This is a genomic window from Paenibacillus sp. V4I9 (assembly GCF_030817295.1).
GTDB lineage: Bacteria > Bacillota > Bacilli > Paenibacillales > NBRC-103111 > Paenibacillus_E.
On the sequence record NZ_JAUSZE010000001.1, the window covers coordinates 78423 to 96032 of the forward strand.

At 45.4% G+C, this 17610-nt stretch carries 16 protein-coding genes; 13 read left to right on the plus strand and 3 right to left on the minus strand.

The window, feature by feature from the left end:
* Positions 1–54 precede the first annotated feature (54 nt).
* Together QFZ81_RS00335 and QFZ81_RS00340 are read left to right on the plus strand one after the other, a co-directional pair.
* Positions 55–996 (plus strand): N-acetylmuramoyl-L-alanine amidase family protein, encoded by a 942-nt coding sequence (locus QFZ81_RS00335; RefSeq protein ID WP_307435028.1) that lies wholly within the window; start codon positions 55–57, stop codon positions 994–996.
* A 301-nt stretch (positions 997–1297) separates the two neighbouring features.
* Entirely contained in the window at positions 1298–2083 is a 786-nt protein-coding gene (locus QFZ81_RS00340; protein WP_307600875.1) for a DODA-type extradiol aromatic ring-opening family dioxygenase, read from the plus strand.
* 27 nt (positions 2084–2110) lie between these two features.
* Here the strand turns inward: QFZ81_RS00340 and QFZ81_RS00345 are convergent, their stop codons facing one another.
* Positions 2111–2524 (minus strand): thiol-disulfide oxidoreductase DCC family protein, encoded by a 414-nt coding sequence (locus QFZ81_RS00345; RefSeq protein WP_307435020.1) that lies wholly within the window; start codon positions 2522–2524, stop codon positions 2111–2113.
* A gap of 657 nt (positions 2525–3181) precedes the next feature.
* Here QFZ81_RS00345 and QFZ81_RS00350 point away from each other — a divergent pair.
* On the plus strand, positions 3182–4081 hold the full coding sequence (locus QFZ81_RS00350; protein WP_307435016.1) for a DUF3048 domain-containing protein: 900 nt from the start codon (positions 3182–3184) through the stop codon (positions 4079–4081).
* A gap of 138 nt (positions 4082–4219) precedes the next feature.
* On the opposite strand, the gene QFZ81_RS00355 is transcribed toward QFZ81_RS00350, so the two are convergent.
* Entirely contained in the window at positions 4220–4852 is a 633-nt protein-coding gene (locus tag QFZ81_RS00355; RefSeq protein ID WP_307435013.1) for an aminotransferase, read from the minus strand.
* Positions 4853–5091: 239 nt separating this feature from the next.
* On the opposite strand from QFZ81_RS00355, the gene QFZ81_RS00360 reads away from it, so the two are divergent.
* From QFZ81_RS00360 to QFZ81_RS00380, 5 genes are all read left to right on the plus strand, one after another.
* Positions 5092–5382, plus strand: coding sequence for a YerC/YecD family TrpR-related protein (locus tag QFZ81_RS00360; protein ID WP_029198698.1), 291 nt, complete (start codon positions 5092–5094; stop codon positions 5380–5382).
* A 150-nt stretch (positions 5383–5532) separates the two neighbouring features.
* Positions 5533–6339 carry a sirohydrochlorin chelatase gene (locus tag QFZ81_RS00365; RefSeq protein ID WP_307600877.1) on the plus strand — a complete coding sequence of 269 codons (807 nt, stop codon included), beginning with the start codon at positions 5533–5535 and terminating at the stop codon, positions 6337–6339.
* Positions 6318–7313 carry a diacylglycerol kinase gene (locus QFZ81_RS00370; protein WP_307600879.1) on the plus strand — a complete coding sequence of 332 codons (996 nt, stop codon included), beginning with the start codon at positions 6318–6320 and terminating at the stop codon, positions 7311–7313. Before QFZ81_RS00365 ends, QFZ81_RS00370 begins: the two co-directional genes overlap by 22 nt.
* 234 nt (positions 7314–7547) lie before the next feature.
* Entirely contained in the window at positions 7548–8990 is a 1443-nt protein-coding gene (gene rlmD / locus QFZ81_RS00375; RefSeq protein ID WP_307600881.1) for a 23S rRNA (uracil(1939)-C(5))-methyltransferase RlmD, read from the plus strand.
* 377 nt (positions 8991–9367) lie between these two features.
* A complete protein-coding gene (locus QFZ81_RS00380) occupies positions 9368–9544 on the plus strand; it encodes a hypothetical protein (protein WP_307600883.1) in 177 nt (58 codons plus the stop codon).
* Between the two features lie 138 nt (positions 9545–9682).
* Here the strand turns inward: QFZ81_RS00380 and QFZ81_RS00385 are convergent, their stop codons facing one another.
* Positions 9683–10858, minus strand: coding sequence for a tyrosine-type recombinase/integrase (locus tag QFZ81_RS00385; protein ID WP_483874675.1), 1176 nt, complete (start codon positions 10856–10858; stop codon positions 9683–9685).
* A 330-nt stretch (positions 10859–11188) separates the two neighbouring features.
* Between QFZ81_RS00385 and QFZ81_RS00390 the strand changes: the two genes are divergently transcribed.
* The 5 genes from QFZ81_RS00390 to QFZ81_RS00410 all read left to right on the plus strand — a co-directional run bounded on the left by QFZ81_RS00390 (position 11189) and on the right by QFZ81_RS00410 (position 17596).
* On the plus strand, positions 11189–13654 hold the full coding sequence (locus tag QFZ81_RS00390; protein WP_307600885.1) for an AAA family ATPase: 2466 nt from the start codon (positions 11189–11191) through the stop codon (positions 13652–13654).
* Positions 13641–14675, plus strand: coding sequence for a 5-methylcytosine-specific restriction endonuclease system specificity protein McrC (mcrC, locus tag QFZ81_RS00395; protein WP_307600887.1), 1035 nt, complete (start codon positions 13641–13643; stop codon positions 14673–14675). Before QFZ81_RS00390 ends, mcrC begins: the two co-directional genes overlap by 14 nt.
* A 205-nt stretch (positions 14676–14880) precedes the next feature.
* Positions 14881–15699, plus strand: a complete 819-nt coding sequence (locus tag QFZ81_RS00400) for a ParA family protein (protein ID WP_307600889.1) — start codon at positions 14881–14883, stop codon at positions 15697–15699.
* Positions 15696–16223: a hypothetical protein gene (locus tag QFZ81_RS00405; RefSeq protein WP_307600891.1), complete on the plus strand. Its 528-nt coding sequence runs from the start codon at positions 15696–15698 to the stop codon at positions 16221–16223. Before QFZ81_RS00400 ends, QFZ81_RS00405 begins: the two co-directional genes overlap by 4 nt.
* Positions 16224–16351: 128 nt before the next feature.
* A complete protein-coding gene (locus tag QFZ81_RS00410; protein WP_307600893.1) occupies positions 16352–17596 on the plus strand; it encodes a vWA domain-containing protein in 1245 nt (414 codons plus the stop codon).
* Positions 17597–17610 lie beyond the last annotated feature (14 nt).

A 17610-nucleotide genomic window follows, 5' to 3' on the forward strand; every position in this document is an offset into this window, starting at 1 on the left:
GCCTCCTCTAATTTTTTTATATTAAGGATAGTTTTGGCAGGAGATGTTGGTTTCATGCATGTGAATACAGCAAAAAACCGGAAGCCGTGGATGGCTTTCATGAGTGTTGCCGTAGGGATGGTCTTTGTACTGGTCGTGGCTGGTTGTGCGTCACAAGTTTTGGATAGACCGGCTATACCGCAGGAGTCGCCTATAGTAAGCAAGGAAACGCCTGCGGTCACGAGTAGCGCGACGATGCAGCCGCAAGCGGAAAGTTCCGCCGCTGAGAAAGCATTGCAGTTGCCTGCAGCAGAGGCTATACCAGAACCTTCAACAAAGGCTGCAGCAGAACCCGCGGCTTCCAAAACCGCTGCAACGTCTAAACAAAGAAGGCTCGTCATGCTGGACCCCGGACATCAGCGTTATGGTAATAATGCTCTTGAGTCTGTAGGTCCGGATACACGGGAAACCAAGCCAAAGGTCAGCTCTGGCACGGTTGGCGTACGAACGAAAAAACCGGAATATGTGCTCAATCTGGAAGTTTCCCTGCTGATCAAAGACGAGCTGGTCCGCCGCGGCATAGAGGTTGCGATGACCCGCGAGTCGCATGAGGTCGATATCAGCAACAAGCAGCGCGCGGATATGGCGAACGAAGCAGGAGCAGCGCTGGCTGTGCGCATTCATGCGGATGGCGATAGTTCACCGAAGACCAAAGGGTTTTCGGTGTTGTACCCGTCGGCTTCCTCAGCGGCGGTGAAGCCCATCGCAGCAGGAAGCCATGAAGCAGCTGGCTTTATTCTAGAGCATCTGAAGACAGCTACTGGCACAGCTGGGAGAGGACTATCAGCACGCAGCGACTTATCAGGCTTCAACTGGTCCAAAGTGCCAGTCGTGCTGGTCGAGCTTGGCTTCATGACGAATCCGGAAGAAGATGAGCTGATGTCCGAAGCGGAATATCAGAAGAAGCTGGCCCAAGGTATCGCAGATGGGATTGAGCAGTTTTTGAAAAGCCGATGAGCTGCCCTTATAAACAATAACCTACAGCCAGTGCACGAGCTGCAAAGATATTTTTCATCGTTACAGATGCGAGGGGATGTGGAATCGTGTCTGTAACCATATATTTCATCTTTACAGACGAGAAGATGGCGGATTGATATCTAAACGAGCGTGTGCTAGCAAAGAGAAGTTCGTTCCCCATGTTCGAACGTAGGCTTTAGACAAGACCCTGGCCATCGGCCAGGTTTTATTTGTGCCCAACGGCGTATAATGTATAATATATTGGTAAAAAGTTACCATTTAGGAAGAAGGGGGATCTGCCATGCTGCCATCTTTTTTCATTGCCCATGGAGCACCGAGTTTGGCGATCGAGCAGCATGCTTACACCGAGTTTTTGCAGAAGCTAGCCAAGAGCATTCCTGCGCCCAAAGCCATTGTACTGTTCAGCGCACATTGGGAAGGTCCCGTGCAGAAGATTAGCTCGGCGATTCATCTAGAAACGATCTATGATTTCTCGGGCTTTTCAGAAAAGCTTTATGACATTAAGTACCCAGCTAAAGGGGATTTGACGCTAAGCTTACATATACAGCGATTGTTTCAGGAAGAAGGCATTCGTTGTGAGCTCGATGATGAGCGAGGCTTGGATCACGGGGCATGGGCACCGCTGCATATTATGTATCCAGATGCGCAGATACCGGTGGTGGCGCTCTCTGTGAATCCGCGTTTGACGGCGGAGGAGCATTATCGCATTGGTGCAGCACTGGGCCCCTTGCGGGAAGAGGATGTTCTCATCCTCGGCAGCGGAGGGACGGTTCACAACTTGCGCAGACTGGATCGGAATAATCCTGTGCCGCAGGTGTGGGCGGTGGAGTTCGATGAGTGGTTGGCGGAGCAGCTGGAGACTTGGAATTTGGATGCGCTCGTTCGATATGATGAAAGAGCGCCTAACGCGCGTGAGGCGGTTCCGACGCCAGAGCATTTTGTGCCTTTGCTGCTTGCGCTAGGTGCGGCAGACACTACACGTAGGGCAAAGCTGCTGCATCATAGCTTTCAGATGGGCACGCTGAGTTTGTGCTGTTGGATGTTTGGTGGGATGAGGAAGTCGTAGTCGGACTGCGAAAAATCATACTGATCGCTAATCCAGGAATCGCGCTTTGAACTCAGGCTTCGGCAGCTTGCAGTGCTCGGCTTTACCGAACCAACGATAGCGGTTTCGCGCCACGAAAGCATAGACCAGATTCCTGAGCGGAGCCGGAATGATGATGGCCGCATACGCTAAGGGCCAAGCGCCACGCAAACGGCGGGCAATGCGCAGCGCAGCGGTCGAACGGATATAGGAGCGGCGGCCCTCGATCAGGACGATCGTGCTGATGATATCCGTAGGCAGGTTGTGCTGCTCGAGCAGCTTTTGGCCGCTTTCCGATTGTAAGGAAGCAAAGTGGAAAATCCCCTTCGGGTCGTTCCGCAGGATGAACTGAACAGCACCATTGCATAGATTGCAGACCCCGTCGAACAATACGATGGCTTGGTCATCGGTGAGCTTGGTCATGGAATAGCCTCCTTTTTGGCGAGTAAAAAAGATAATTAGTGTTTATCATGCTTTGGTTTGATCTGGTTGTTAAGTCATTCAAATAATCATGCAAAAAGTGCATGTAATTCCGGTGGTCAGACCGTCTATAAAGGTAGAAGCTGCAAAAAGTGCAGCAAAAATGGCCATTAGCATTCCAGTAACCAATTCCATCAGGCATAAAGAAGTAATCTAACAAATAAGCCAATCAAGAAACCGGAAGAAAGCCGGTAAACATATCTATCACACAAACAGAAGCTAGCCGGTCTAGGCTCCTCACAACACGATTCAGTACCACACTTACCTAGTAACAAACACATAATCCATCTCTCCCTACTATACCTAATCACAGTCGCGGGTCCAACTACCTTTTGACCCACTAGCACAAAAAGTCTTCTACCTATCGCATCACTAGCATATATATTTACTAGAACGATTAAGAGAAGAGGTGCAGTCCTGTTGAAATCATTGCCTTTATTCCGTAAAAAAAACCTTAGCGCCTGGCTCGTCCTGGGATGCTCTGTCATAGCTATTGTCGGTTGCAGCGATACGCCTGCCTCCTTACCACCCGCCAGCCCGAATGTCGCTGAAGCCACGTCCGCCGCCGCATCACCACCTTCCAAACCTGCTGCTACAGTTGTGGAAACGGAGCTGCCTTACAAATTCCCGCTAACGGGTTTGCCTACCGATAAAGAAGTAAAGAGCCGACCCTTCATGGTCATGGTCGAAAATGCCCCGCAAGCCAGGCCCCAAACCGGCCTAGATCAAGCGGACATCGTCTATGAGATTCTCGCAGAGGGCGAGATTACGAGATTCGTCTCCGTGTTCCAGAGCCAAGCAGCGAAGACCATTGGTCCCGTGCGCAGCATACGCCCTTATTTCGTAGAGATCGGCGACGCGCTCGATGCGGTTATCGTCCATGCCGGCTGGAGTCAGGAGGCGATGGATATGATGGCAGGCCGTAAGCTGTCCCATCTCGATGAGGTGTACGGCGATGGCGCCTACTACTGGCGCGCGACGGATCGTAAAGCACCGCACAATCTTTATACCTCTGTGGATAAAATGAAGCAGGGCGCCGAGGCGCGCAAATTCCGCTCCGAATGGAACGGGCCGCTGCTCACTTTTGCCAAGGATGGTCAAAGTAAGCTTACCGGCGCAGCCGTGAATTATATTCAAATTCCTTATATTCAAGGATATTTCGCTTCCTATGAATACAATGCGGCTGAAGGTGTGTACAAGCGCAGCATGGAGGGCAAGCCGCATCTCGACAAGGAGACCGGCAAACAGCTGCAAACCAAAAATCTGCTCGTACTCGAAAGCAAGCATAAGATTGTGGACAAAGAGGGGCGCCGGACGGTGGATGTTTTTGGACCTGGTAAAGGTCTCATTCTGCAAGAAGGCAAATCACAGCAGATCACTTGGGAACGTAAAAGTGGCATGCTTCGCGCCTATGCGGACGATGGCAAGGAAGTGCCATTGCTGCCGGGCAACACCTGGGTTCAGATCGTACCGGAGGGGACAGCGGTGAAAATGGAATAGCAATAGATAGGCGCAGAGAAGCCGCCCGGCTTGGGTTTAGAACCAAGACGAGACGGCTTTTCTCGTGCGCTTTTTTGGAATTATTTTGACCTGCGTATGACTAGAGGTTGACCTGAGAGTGATCTGTGTAGGATAATCTTATCGGCGTTTGCGTTTGGTTAAGGAGGTTTTAGAAGCGCCTTTTCTTCTAGGGCCTGAGCTTGATTTCTTACGGCGTTTGCGTTTGGGTTTAATTATTTCTTCCAAGTCAGCGGATGAATTCACTTTTCCTTTGCCAATCGAACTCAAAATGGTTTTCACCATAGGTGCCATTTGTTGAAAGGTACTCATGAACTTCTGGACCTTGCCCATTGTGCCGAGGATGCCGTCAATACCACCCATACGTTCAACGAAGCCGGAGATTTGCTTCAAATTCAAGCCGCTCAGTGGGTTAGACGAGGCACCACCTGCAGCTCCACCACCGCCACCGCCTAAGAGGTTGCTAAGGAAATTACCGCCTCCACCACCACCTGCGCCGCTAGGATTTCCACCACCACCAAAAAATCCGCCACCCGCATTACCGCCGCTTGGGCCGCCGAAGAGATTACCGCCTCCATCGAAAGGAGTAGGAAATCCTCCACCGCCTTGTGCGAACGGATTGCCGCCACCGCCGCCTAAGCCCGGATATTGCCCGAAGCCGCCATCCCCGAGTTGGGTAGGTAAAGTGAAGCTTCTTGTATGCACCTCAGGACGATTACCGCCATTGCCAATGATTTGTCTTTGGTTGCTCACTAGGATTCACGATCCTTTATATCAGATTTGTCTCCTACAGGATATGTCACTTGCCTACCGTTGGTATGGACGAATGTCACGGGTCTAGTTAAATGTCACAATTCACCTCATTAACGCATAGAAATTTTAACGTTTCGCAATCCTAAAGGAAGGATTTATACATGACGTGTCGAATGATACACAGGAGCTTAAACAGATCTTATAAGCTAACATGCTTTTCTACTGGGAGTTGACAACCTATGCAATTAAAAAAATTAAATGATAAAGCAATAGACCAGCTTTTTGAAGCCGTGCTGACGCTCAAAGATATTGAAGAGTGCTATGTCTTTTTTGATGACTTATGCACAGTGAACGAGATTCAATCGCTTTCCCAACGCCTTGAGGTTGCTCGCATGCTGCGCAAGGGCTGTACCTATAACCAGATCGAAGCCGAGACGGGCGCATCAACAGCAACCATTTCTCGTGTCAAAAGATGCCTGAACTACGGAAACGACGGCTATGTGCTGACGCTAGATCGTTTAGGTCGTTAATGAAGTCGTTTGTTCCAAAAAGAATTCAAATCCTGCGTTACTTGCGTAATGCGGGATTTTTCCTGTTTATTTGCAGGTCAATTGACATGTGTGAACACATTCGTTAGCATAGGATTTATAGGCATGGTTAGAACGGGTGGGGAAAACAAAATGAGTGAGTATGGTGTGCTAGTCATAAGCCATGGATCTCGGGATGAGGGCTGGGTTCAGCTGGTCGATGATGCCGTGACTGCCGTCAGGATGCCGATGAATGTTCCGATCTACGCTTCTTATTTGGAGTTGGTGGAAGGTCGATTAATTCAAGATGGTATTCACAGTTTAGAGGCGCAAGGCGTGACGGATATTATCGTCGTTCCACTGTTCGTGTCCTCTGGGAGTACACATATTGATGAAATCAGCTACGCCTTAGGTGTGATTAAAGAGCCACTGCTCGAGACAGATATGGAACCTTTTGATATCAAGGCGCGCATTCATTTCACATCACCAATTGATGACGACCCCGTTATTGCTGAGATTATTTATGCGAAAATCAAAGAGCTTTCCGAATCGCCAAGTCAGGAAATCGTCCTGCTCATCGGTCACGGAAGTAAAGAGAAGAGCTTCCATCTCAAGTGGCGCCAAGGCTTAGAGCTGCTCGCAGAGCGGTTGAAAGTGTTAGGCGGTTTCGACGAGGCGGATGTCGCTATGCTTTTGCCAGATCAAGTGAAACGGAAGATGACAGGGTGGGCTCAGAAGAAGCCTGACCATACAGTCGTCGTTGCGCCGCTTTTTCTAAGTGAAGGCTATTTCACGACGCAAGTCATCCCTTCCCGCATGGAAGGGTTCGAATATCGGTACAATGGACGGGCGCTGCTGCCTAGTCCGCTAATTTCCAAATGGATCGAGAAGCAGATTGCTTCAGAAATCGCAGAAGGCGAAACAGGTGATGAGACGCAATGGTCAAAAGAGCAAGACTGATCTATAATCCGACTTCTGGCCGGGAAGAAATGAAAAAACGTTTGCCAGAAATTCTTCAGCGCCTGGAGCGCGGTGGTTTCGAAACATCCACTCACGCTACCATCGGTGAAGGCGACGCAACACTCGCAGCGGCACATGCCGTTAGCCGAGGCTTCGATCTAATCATCGCTGCAGGCGGAGACGGCACCCTGTGCGAAGTCGTCAACGGCATGGCCGAGAGGGAAGGCAGGCCCCCGCTTGGCATTTTGCCGCTGGGAACGACCAACGATTTTGCCCGGGCGCTCGGCATTCCTAAGAATTTGGAGTACGCCTGCGACCTGATTGTGCAGCAGTACACAACCGACATCGATGTAGGCAAAATCAACAACCGCTACTTCATTAATATCGCCGGCGGCGGCTCGATGACCGAGCTGACGTACGAAGTCCCAAGCAAGCTCAAGACCATGATCGGCCAGTTGGCCTATTATATGAAGGGACTGGAGAAACTGCCTAGGCTGAAGCCGATTGAGCTGTACGTTAAGGCAGGCGAACTGGAATTTCATGAGGAAGTCATGATGTTCCTCGTCGGCAACTCCAACTCCGTCGGCGGCTTCGAGAAGCTGGCTCCGGAAGCGAGTATGAATGATGGATTGTTCGATGTGCTGATTCTGCGCAAGTGTAATCTTGCTGAGTTCATAAGAGTGGTTACACTCGCACTGCGCGGCGAGCATCTGAGCGATCCGAATCTGATTTATTTCCAAACGAATCATATCGAGATTAATTCGCCGGACTACGTCCAGTTGAACTTGGATGGAGAGTTCGGGGGCACGCTGCCTTGTGTGATGACGAATTTGAAGAGTCATTTGCAGATTATTGTGGATGAGTCTGGGCAGTCGATTTATAAGAAGACGTTCCTAGAGACGTTGACCACGCCGTTTCATTTGAAGGGGAATGGGCAGGGTCATGGGGATGAGGAGCAGGAGAAGCTAGAGTAGGGATAAGACGTTACCCCCTGCGCGCTGCGCCCGGCCTAAGTAGATTAAGAAACAGGGATTGAGTAAAGTGAGGGTATTATGAGAGCAAAAGGTAGTTCTGGCTCAGTGTCAGGTAAACATAGAGGAACTGGGAATTTTGGGAAGACAGCTAAGACAGGGAATTCCGGAAGGACTGGGAATACAGGGAATTCTGGAAAGATAGGGAATTCCGTCGCGAAGGCGGCTCCGGCTTGGATGGCCGATCTGCCGGTGCAGATTGGGCAGCAATATGAGGCTGAGATCATTGGGATCAGCCATGATGGCGAAGGGGTAGGCCGTGTGAACGGCTTTACCCTTTTTGTCGCTGGTGCGCTGCCTGGTGAGCGTGCGCTTGTGCGGGTGGAGCATTTGAAGAAGCAGTATGGGTATGCTGCGCTTGTGGAAGTGCTGGAAGTGAGTCCGGATCGGGTGGTTCCTGATTGTGGGATATATGAGGAATGTGGCGGCTGTCAGCTGCAGCATTTGAGTTATGAGGCGCAGCTTCGCGTGAAGCGCCAGCAGGTTGTGGATAATTTGCAGCGGATTGGGAAGCTGCAGGTTGTGGGTGAGCCAACACTAGGTCATCTTGATGCTGGTGCTTCAGATCAAGGGATTGTTGTTCATCCTACGCTGGGGATGACCGATCCGTGGCGTTATCGGAACAAGGCTCAGGTTCCTTTTGGGGAAGAGCAGGGCGGACTCATCGGCGGATTCTATGCGCAAGGAAGCCATCGCATCATCAATATGGATGAGTGTTTGATTCAACATGAGTCGAACGACGAAGTCGTTGCTCGTGTGAAAGAGATCGGCGCGCGTCTTGGTATTCGCGCTTATAATGAAGAGCGTAATGACGGACTGCTTCGCCACGTCGTCGTCAAAGTCGGCTTCCGCACGGGAGAGATCATGGTCGTGCTCGTAACCAACGGCACCGAGATTCCTCGTGTCGCCGAGTGGGTTGCTGGCATTCGGGCTGCACTGCCCGGTGTGAAGAGCATTTGCCATAACATTAATGTGAAACAGACGAATGTTATTTTTGGGGATGAGACTCGCGTCCTGTGGGGCAGCGAGGTCATCTATGACTATATCGGCGATGTGAAATTTGCAATTTCCGCGCGATCGTTTTATCAAGTTAACCCCGTACAAACGGAAGTGCTGTACGGGAAGGCACTGGAGTACGCCGCGCTGACAGGCGGCGAGACTGTGGTCGATGCCTACTGTGGCATCGGTACGATCTCCCTGTTCCTCGCCCAGAAGGCGGGACAGGTGTACGGGGTTGAGATCGTCGAAGAGGCGATCGCGGATGCACGGAAGAATGCCGAGTTAAACGGCATGACGAACGTGCACTTCGAGGCAGGCCCTGCGGAAGTGGTCCTCCCCGAGTGGACACGTCAGGGTGTTCGGCCCGACGTGATCGTGGTGGACCCGCCGCGCAAGGGCTGCGATCCGGCGCTGCTCGCGACGATCCTCGAGCTGAAGCCGCGACGCGTCGTCTACGTATCGTGCAGCGCATCGACACTCGCGCGCGATCTGCGCGTGCTCGTCGATGGCGGCTACGGCGTCGCGGAGGTGACGCCGGTGGATATGTTCCCGCATACGGTGCATGTGGAGTCGGTTGCGCTGCTTGTACGAAATGAAACAGATGCTGAAAAGCCTTATTAATACTGGGTTTTTTCGATGAAACAGTTGGATGAAATTAGTAATACAGTAGTGATTTTTAGTGGTTTTTTTGCCATTGGTGTAAAATTGGTGTAAAAACTCAACATAAATGAGCCGAAATCAGCGGAAATCACCCGAAAAGAGCCTAAAACAGGGCACATTTTGAATGAACTGTTATAGTCCTTAAGAAAAAGAACCCGAACGATTGGTACAGCAATCGTTCGGGTTCTTTATGCTTGTTTGCAATTTTCAAACGGAATGATCTGATTGAACTTATTTGCGGCTGTGCTTCTTAACAGAAGTTATGCGAAGTTACATGTTCATTTATGTTATAATTTAAAACAAAATGCTGGTACTTAACTACTGGGATGGTGAGCCTCATGAATCAAATCAATGATCTCCAAAAGCTTATCAAGCTTACTGGTGATCGCGCTAAGCTAGATGCAAAGGCGAACGAAACATACATTGTGTATATGAATGCAGAAGGTCAGATTATTAAGGAATACAATAACGGTCATGTTATCCCTGTTACTGGACAGGATACCCCTCATGTATAAATTTAAATAAAACTACCTTAGATTCGCGTGGATAAACCGGATCGATTTATTGCTGATAATACAGGGCGTATTTGAATGAACTGTTATAGTCCATAAGAAAAAGAACCCGAACGATTGGTACAGCAATCGTTCGGGTTCTTATGCTTCTTTGCGATTTTTAAATGGAATGATCAGATCGAACTTATTTGCAGCTTCTTTATCCGCCTTTGATAAAACATGCCCATAGATGTTCATCGTTGTCGTGATGTTGGCATGTCCCAGACGTTCAGAAATGATTTTGGCATGAACACCCTGGTTAATTAATAAGGTGGCGGAAGTATGACGTAAATCATGAAATTTGATGTATTTTAAATTGTGTTTTATTAAGAAGCCGCGAAACCACAAATACGGGCTTTCGGGATAAAATGCTCTGCCGTACTGATTAAAGAAAACAAAGAAATGATCGTTATCTCTGGTTTTCTCCAATCCATCCCATTCATGTGTGCAGTACTTGTGATATTCTTTTACTTCTTCCAATACAGCGTCAGATAGATTAATTTTCCGAGTAGACTTTTTGGTTTTGGGTTCCTTAATAACGGGATTGCCGTTGATGAAATCTGAAATACTTTGTTTTACATAAATGGTGCCGTGTTCTAGATCAACATTTTTCCATTCAAGGCCGACTAGTTCGCCGCGGCGAAGACCAGTGGTTAAAGCAAGGGTGATCATCATTCGCCAATGATAAGCTTCATTTTCTAAAGCTTGGAATAATAACTGAATTTCATCCTCATCGTACACTTCACTTTCCTTATGCACGACTTTGGGCGATTTAACATCCGCAACAGGATTTGATTTAATAACGCGCCACTCAACCGCTCTTGAGAAGATGTTTTTCAACACTCGGTATACGTATTGAACGGTTCCGGAAGAAAGCTTACCATCTTTCCCGTCTTGCCTGCTTCCATCTTTACCTAGTTCACTTAATAATGAAACGATATGCAATGGTTTGACTTGATCTAATCGTAAATGCCCAAGAGCAGGAAGAATCCGTTTGTTTAAAATTCTGATGTAAATGGATAATGTCTTTACTTCAAGTTCCTGCAATGCATACTTGTCCCTCCATTCATCGACGAAAGCATGTAGCGTCAATTTTTCAGGTGAGATGTAAGCTCCGGCGTGGACTTCAATCTCAAATTTGGAAAGTTCAAGTTCAGCCTCCTTTTTAGTTCGGCAATGAACGGTTTTACCGTGACGTATATATTTGCCTGTTGCATCTCTTCCGATGCTAACGGTCAATCTCCATGAATTTTTACCTCTTTTTTCTAAACTCGCCATACCATATGACCTCCAGAGCAATATGAATACATTCCAAGTATCACCACTTAAATATTCACGGATACATATGCCAAGCATTGAATTCAAGCTCCCTTTCCCCTTTGAAAATAATCCTTTAAAAACGTACGTTCGCTGTCATCCTAATGACAGAAAAAAGTGCTAAATTCTTATCATAAGTTGATCATCTATTCAATTGGTTTAAAAGTAAGGTCAGATGAGAGGAGGAGACTAGAAGGATTTTTTAACTTAGGGTTGAATTTACCAATAATTAACTAACGCAAAGGCAAAAGAGACAGGGATTTTCAAAAATAAATGATAGGTGGGACAAACATGAATTATTGGATTTTTCAAGGTAACCCGAAACAATTTGATATAGACACTTATGTATCAGAAAATCAAAGAATCAGTTGGGATTTAAGACAAAAACATTATAAAGATGAAATTGCTATCCACGACCCTGTTTTTTTATGGAGGTCAGACGGAGCAAAGAAGAATTCTGGAGGAATCATTGGCTGGTGCAAGGTAGCTGCTAAGCCATATTTCGATGAAACGAGGCAATGTTGGAGAGTTGAGCTACAAGTACTTGAACACCGTGTAAAATCGGAGGATGGTATGTTACTGCGACATGAACTCAGGGATTTACCTGAAACCGCGGACTTGCCTATTTTTAAAATGAATCAGAATACCAACTACAAGATATTAGAAAGTGAATATGAAACATTGCTGGAGCTATGGAATTCACCGAGTCAATTATCGGAGCAGTCAAATTTACCACTTCTAGAGAAATATTTATTGGCATTTAGAAACCAAGCGGCTAAATGGTTTGACAACTGCAATTTTCTCAAAGAGAACTATGAATTCTTTAATACATTCAAAGATCTGAACTATTTAAAGACCATTGAGTGGGAGGATATTCAGCGACTTGGTGATCATATAAATGCCTTTGGAATGGCTCTTGCCAAAAAGAGGGCGCTTGGAAACATTAACGAGCCGATTGAAAAGTATCGAAGCAGTTTCTTATATCTGCTCTACGGCGAAGATCCGATCGAAGAACGAATCGAGCGTTTTACCACTGATGATAAATATAAATTATTTGGTTTTGGAGAAAGCGTTGCTAGTGAAATAATTGGAAACGTGTTTCCTGACCAATTTTGCTTTTATAACCAGCGAGATAAAGTGGCGGTTGAAAATGTTCTGCAATTGAAGCCCGATTATGCCAAAGGGGATTCCACGGCACTTAAGTTCCTTAAATTCCAAGCATGCCTTCAGGAGCATGAAATAGTAAATAAGTATCTGAAGATAGTAGGAAAGCAGACGGACCTTCCTATATTCTTGGAAATTGATCAATTTTTCAGCTTCCTCTTTGTGAAGTATGGAAAAAAGGAGACTCCGCTAAAGCAAACTGAAGGGGAAGCACAGTATTGGGTTCTTGCTGCCGGTGAAGATGCGCATCGGTGGAACGACTTCCACGAAAATGGAATCATCGCGGTAAACTGGGATGAGATTGGTGATTTACAGCAATTTCAGACCAAACAAGAAATTGCAGATAGATTAAAAGAAGTAAATGGACTCGATCATAATCCGAGTAACGATGCATTGGCAAATTATCAATTTTTATATGAGATGAAGGTTGGAGATTATGTTTTTATTAAAAAAGGTATCCGGTCCATTATTGCGTTTGGTCAAATAACGTCCGAATATCGATTTGACCTTTCACGCTCTGACTATAAATCGGTCAGGTCCGCACTTTGGCTGAAGAGTGGCAATTGGAATCTTCCATCTGATTCTAAGCTCGCCTTAAAGACCCTTACGAATCTTACTCCTTACGAAGATTTTATAGAAACAGTTCTTAATTTAATGGGGGAAAGCAAGCCTCTTGATGGAGTTGTTGAGAACGAAGAAGATCCAGTTGAAGATGAACAGACCTTGGAACCCTATGGGCTTGATCAACTGACACAGGAAGTATTTATTTCTGCAGAACAGATTGAGGAGATTCGATTAGCTTTAGAGATTAAGAAAAATATTATTTTACAGGGACCTCCAGGAGTCGGTAAAACATACATTGCAAAACGTCTTGCCTACTATCATAATGGTGCGAAAGATGATAGTCGCATTGCAATGATCCAATTTCATCAATCCTATGCATATGAGGATTTCATTCAAGGCTATAAGCCAGTAGGCAACGGAGGTTTTGGCCTTAAAAATGGGCTGTTTTATGAGTTCTGTGATCGTGCAATGAAGGATCCTGACCATAACTATTACATGATTATTGATGAGATTAACCGAGGTAATCTGTCAAAAATTTTCGGCGAAGTCATGATGTTGATTGAAGCCGACAAACGATCTAAGGCTTATGCTGTCAAATTGACGTATTCGGAAGACCATGAGGTCTTTTATATACCTAGAAATCTTTACTTCATTGGAACTATGAATACGGCTGATCGATCACTTGCTCTAGTGGATTATGCTTTAAGGAGAAGATTCGCCTTTATTTCCATCGAGTCAGCTTATCATACACTGCAATTTAAAGAACATCTTCTAGGTAAGGGCATTAGCCAAGGTTTTATCGACCGAATCGTATCTGCCATGAACGACATCAATCGTGAAATTTTAAATGATAAAGTGAGCTTAGGTAAAGGCTACGAGATTGGGCACAGTTACTTCTGTCCAATGGCCAATGTTCAAGATGAAGAGACCTGGTACAAGCATATTCTAAAGATGGAAGTGGAGCCGCTGCTTCGGGAGTATTGGTTTGATGATGAAGATAAAGTGAGGGGTTTGCTTGAACGAGCCTAACAAAATTCCTATTCGCAACCTTTACTATATGCTTTGCTATGCCTGGGATCGGCTAAAAGAGAAGGACGAGGTCACCGTAAATCAAGAAGAGGATAAGGACATCTATCATCTTCTAACAAGAATTTTAATTATAAGATTAACTGCGTTAATGAAAAAGGGATTTTACCGTGAGTATAAACCATTTCATGAAGAGTCATCTACATTGAGAGGGAAAATTGATTTCCCCCAATCGATTCGAGAATTATCCTTTCATCGTAGCAAAATGGTAATCACATATGATGAACTGAGTCCTAATATTTTGCATAACCAAATTATCAAATCTACACTCTTCGCGTTACTTAAGACGAAGGACTTAAGTGTGTCTTATCGTGAACAAATTATGATGATATATCCATATTTGGGTGATGTTTCACTTCTCAAACTAGATTATAAGTTGTTTCAGAGGGTAACTCTTCAGCGCGGCAACATGCACTACGGATTTATTCTAAATATATGCAAGCTATTATATCAGGGACTATTAATCAATGAAGACGAGGGCAGCTATCGATTTATTGACTTTGAACGAAACCATTATAAGATGGCCCAGTTATTCGAAGAATTTGTCCGAAATTTCTATAGAAAAGAATTGCTAACCTACAAGGTATCAAGTGACATCATTCATTGGGACGTGGATGATAATGATCATTCGTTCTTACCTGTAATGAAAACAGATATTTCTTTGGAAAGTGAAACCGTCAAGTGGATTATCGATACTAAATACTCCATAGAAACTTTATCCCGGCATTACGACACGGAAAAGGTTAAGAGTGCTAATCTTTATCAGTTGTATGCGTATTTAAGAAACTATGAAAGAAAACTGCCACAAAGCAAATTACTGAAAGGGATGCTGCTATATCCAAAAGTAGATCAGTCAGTAGACCTAGTATATCGTGTGTCTGGTCATGAGGTTAAAGTATGTACTGTAGATCTAAGCAAGAACTGGAGATCGATTCACGAGAGGCTACTGGAGATCATTGTATAATGTGGGAGTAAATTTAAATAATCAATTTGTTAGATGAGTATAGGATAATTGTGAAACAGCCCGAATCATTATGGGCTGTTTTTTCGTTTTTGGGTTAAGCAGAATGATGACGCATATGTGGGAAACTCCGTACGTATTATTGAACAAACATGAATGAACATAATGTTTGAATCTAATTCAATAATAGGTAGAAGGAGCGGGTAGAGTGGCAAAAGTTGTCTCTATGCTTAATATGAAAGGCGGAGTCGGTAAGACCACCCTAACCTACAACCTAGCTTGGTATGCAGCTTATAAAAAAATGTACAAAGTGTTAGCCGTCGATCTTGACCCCCAGTCGAATCTGACGCAAATTTTCATGGGGGGCGACGGGTATCGGGATTTTTTAGAAAGTCCAAAGCAATCGATAGTTGACATTTTTGAAAACAGCAACAAAGTAACAAGCGATATTATTCATTCTGTTGATGAATGGACGGATGGTAGTCTCCTTCATCTTGTTCCGGCGAGAGCTGAGTTATCGAAAACATTGAAGAATCCAACGGCAAAGGAGCATAAACTGCGCCGATTTTTAGCGAAGTTCCAATGTAATTACGACCTGGTTCTGATTGATTGTCCACCGACAGACTCCATTTTATCAGTAGCCAGCTATTTGGCCAGCGATTCGTTAATTATACCTGTAAAGCCTGAAAAATTAGCTATCATCGGGCTGCCACTGCTTAAGGGAAGTATTGAGGATTTCAATGAGGATAACGAAGGAGAATACAAGATTTCCGTTTCCGGAATTATTTTCAATAATGTAGAGGCAGGAGACATACCGGAAAACCGTATTTCCAAGAAAGAGGTTTTAGCTTTTGCTAAAGAAAACAACTGGCATGTATTCGACAATGAAGTTAGAGAATCCAAAGCATATGTCAACGGTATTCGTGAAGGAAAGCCGATGTTCAAAGATTCGAGGGCGCGAGGAAATATTATGGAAGAATTTTATGCGGTAGGAGACGAGTTTTTACGGAGTGTGGGTATTGAATGACGAACCAGGCCAAAGAGCTGTTACTTGATCTGTTGAAGTTAAAAGTGCGGTATAGCGACAAGGAATTCGAGCAGGTTGCTGAAGTGCTAAAGGACGGTTCTGAGCCATTCTTGGCTCGTGTCATCCAATTAATTCAAGAGCTCGAAGGCATTTCAGGAGCTAAATCAAGTGCCACTCCTAAAAGGAAAGCGATTTCAACAGATTTGGATATTATTAAAAATACGGATACCGAGAGCCAGGAGCTGCTTTTTGAAATAAATAAAATGCTTCAGTCCAAAGATACGTTCAGAGTTGTAAAGGAACTGCAAAATTTTGTTTCACGAAAGCTCGTTTTGACAGCTGCAAAAAATACAAAGATGGAACTAATCAATAAGTATATGAATTATATATCCGCTAGACCAAGGGATGAAATGATCAACGAGCTACAACTGTTAAAAGATAAAATGAATTCAGGTGATGATGTTTCTAGCTTCTTAAATATGGCCAATGCAATCGTAAGTTCAAGAAAAGAAAAACGGTACTAACGTTAAAAGGAGACGTGTGACTTTTATTCGGTCCACGTCTTTTACATGCGAACGAACATTCTCTGACATCATGTTGACCAAAGCATATGCTACATTCTTATCAGAAACCATGAGAGAGGATGTTGCACATGAGTTCACCTATTCAAATGACCCATGCATGGAATAACGAGTATTGGCCAATGGGAGGGGCGGGAAAAGCATTCTTGCTCCTCGAGTTAAAAGGAAATGCCGGATCTCGCTCTGACCGAGCGCCAATGAATATATCACTAGTGATGGATCGCAGTGGATCCATGTCTGGGGCGCCGCTTGCTTACAGTAAGAAGGCTTGCCAGTTCGTAACCGATCAAATGAGCCAAGAGGACCAACTCAGCATGGTTGCTTTTGATAATGAGGTAAATACGGTGTTTGCGCCACAGAATGTGACTCACAAGGATGTCATGAAACAAAAGATAGAGACTATACAAGATGGTGGCAGTACCAACTTGAGCGGGGGATTGCTGCAGGGGATTCAGTATGTGGTGCAAGGAAAAGTAGACGGTAGTGTAAACAGGGTTCTATTATTATCCGACGGACATGCGAATGAAGGCATAACGGATCGTACGAAGCTGCAGTCTATTGCAAAGGAATTTCATAGTCTTGGAATTGGTGTAACAACAATGGGCGTTGGGGACGGGTTCGACGAGGAACTTATGGAGGGCATTGCGGACCATGGCGGTGGAAACTTCTATTTTATTGAGAAACCGGAAGACATTCCTGGTTTTTTCTCCAAGGAACTGGATGGTCTATTATCCGTCGTTGCCCAAAATGTACAGTTGACAATACAACCTTCAGATACAACACGCATTACACATATCTATGGTTATAAAGCTCAAGATGACAATAATGGACTGAAGCTGTCCATGGGAGATATTTTCGACCAAGAGGTTAAGTCAATCTTGCTTGAAATCTCGTTCTTCCCTCATGTCTTTGGTAAACACGAAGTTCTTAATATCCAATGGGACTACGTAGATGTGACGGAAGGTGCAAAGCTCTGCACGATCCAATACAAGATCGAAGCCAGTTTTACGAACGATCTCAATTTGATCATGAATTCATCGAACCCCCATGTTGAAAAACAGGTCAAAATCACTGAATCAGCTATGGCAATCGAGCATGCGATAATCGCGTTCGACCAAGGTGATGAGGAAACGGGGAAAATGCTGCTCCAACAGCAAGCGGATGAAATGCTACTATCAGCGGTACAATCCGAGGATGCCGAGCTGCGTGAGGAAGCTCAAATGCTTTACAGCCATTTGGAGAATTTCAGCTTTTCAAGCAAAACGAGAAAATCCTTGCATGAGCAGAAGTACAGGCAGATGAAAAGAAAGAAATAGCAGGACTCTCCTAG

What these genes read in the sequence shown, in the direction of transcription:
- QFZ81_RS00360 (WP_029198698.1), top strand. Translation starts at nt 5,092, where the DNA reads ATGCAATTAAAAAAATTAAATGATAAAGCAATAGACCAGCTTTTTGAA.
- QFZ81_RS00385 (WP_483874675.1), bottom strand. Translation starts at nt 10,858, where the DNA reads ATGGCGAGTTTAGAAAAAAGAGGTAAAAATTCATGGAGATTGACCGTT.
- QFZ81_RS00335 (WP_307435028.1), top strand. Translation starts at nt 55, where the DNA reads ATGCATGTGAATACAGCAAAAAACCGGAAGCCGTGGATGGCTTTCATG.
- rlmD (WP_307600881.1), top strand. Translation starts at nt 7,548, where the DNA reads ATGGCCGATCTGCCGGTGCAGATTGGGCAGCAATATGAGGCTGAGATC.
- QFZ81_RS00380 (WP_307600883.1), top strand. Translation starts at nt 9,368, where the DNA reads ATGAATCAAATCAATGATCTCCAAAAGCTTATCAAGCTTACTGGTGAT.
- QFZ81_RS00370 (WP_307600879.1), top strand. Translation starts at nt 6,318, where the DNA reads ATGGTCAAAAGAGCAAGACTGATCTATAATCCGACTTCTGGCCGGGAA.
- QFZ81_RS00340 (WP_307600875.1), top strand. Translation starts at nt 1,298, where the DNA reads ATGCTGCCATCTTTTTTCATTGCCCATGGAGCACCGAGTTTGGCGATC.
- QFZ81_RS00390 (WP_307600885.1), top strand. Translation starts at nt 11,189, where the DNA reads ATGAATTATTGGATTTTTCAAGGTAACCCGAAACAATTTGATATAGAC.
- QFZ81_RS00365 (WP_307600877.1), top strand. Translation starts at nt 5,533, where the DNA reads ATGAGTGAGTATGGTGTGCTAGTCATAAGCCATGGATCTCGGGATGAG.
- QFZ81_RS00345 (WP_307435020.1), bottom strand. Translation starts at nt 2,524, where the DNA reads ATGACCAAGCTCACCGATGACCAAGCCATCGTATTGTTCGACGGGGTC.
- QFZ81_RS00405 (WP_307600891.1), top strand. Translation starts at nt 15,696, where the DNA reads ATGACGAACCAGGCCAAAGAGCTGTTACTTGATCTGTTGAAGTTAAAA.
- QFZ81_RS00410 (WP_307600893.1), top strand. Translation starts at nt 16,352, where the DNA reads ATGAGTTCACCTATTCAAATGACCCATGCATGGAATAACGAGTATTGG.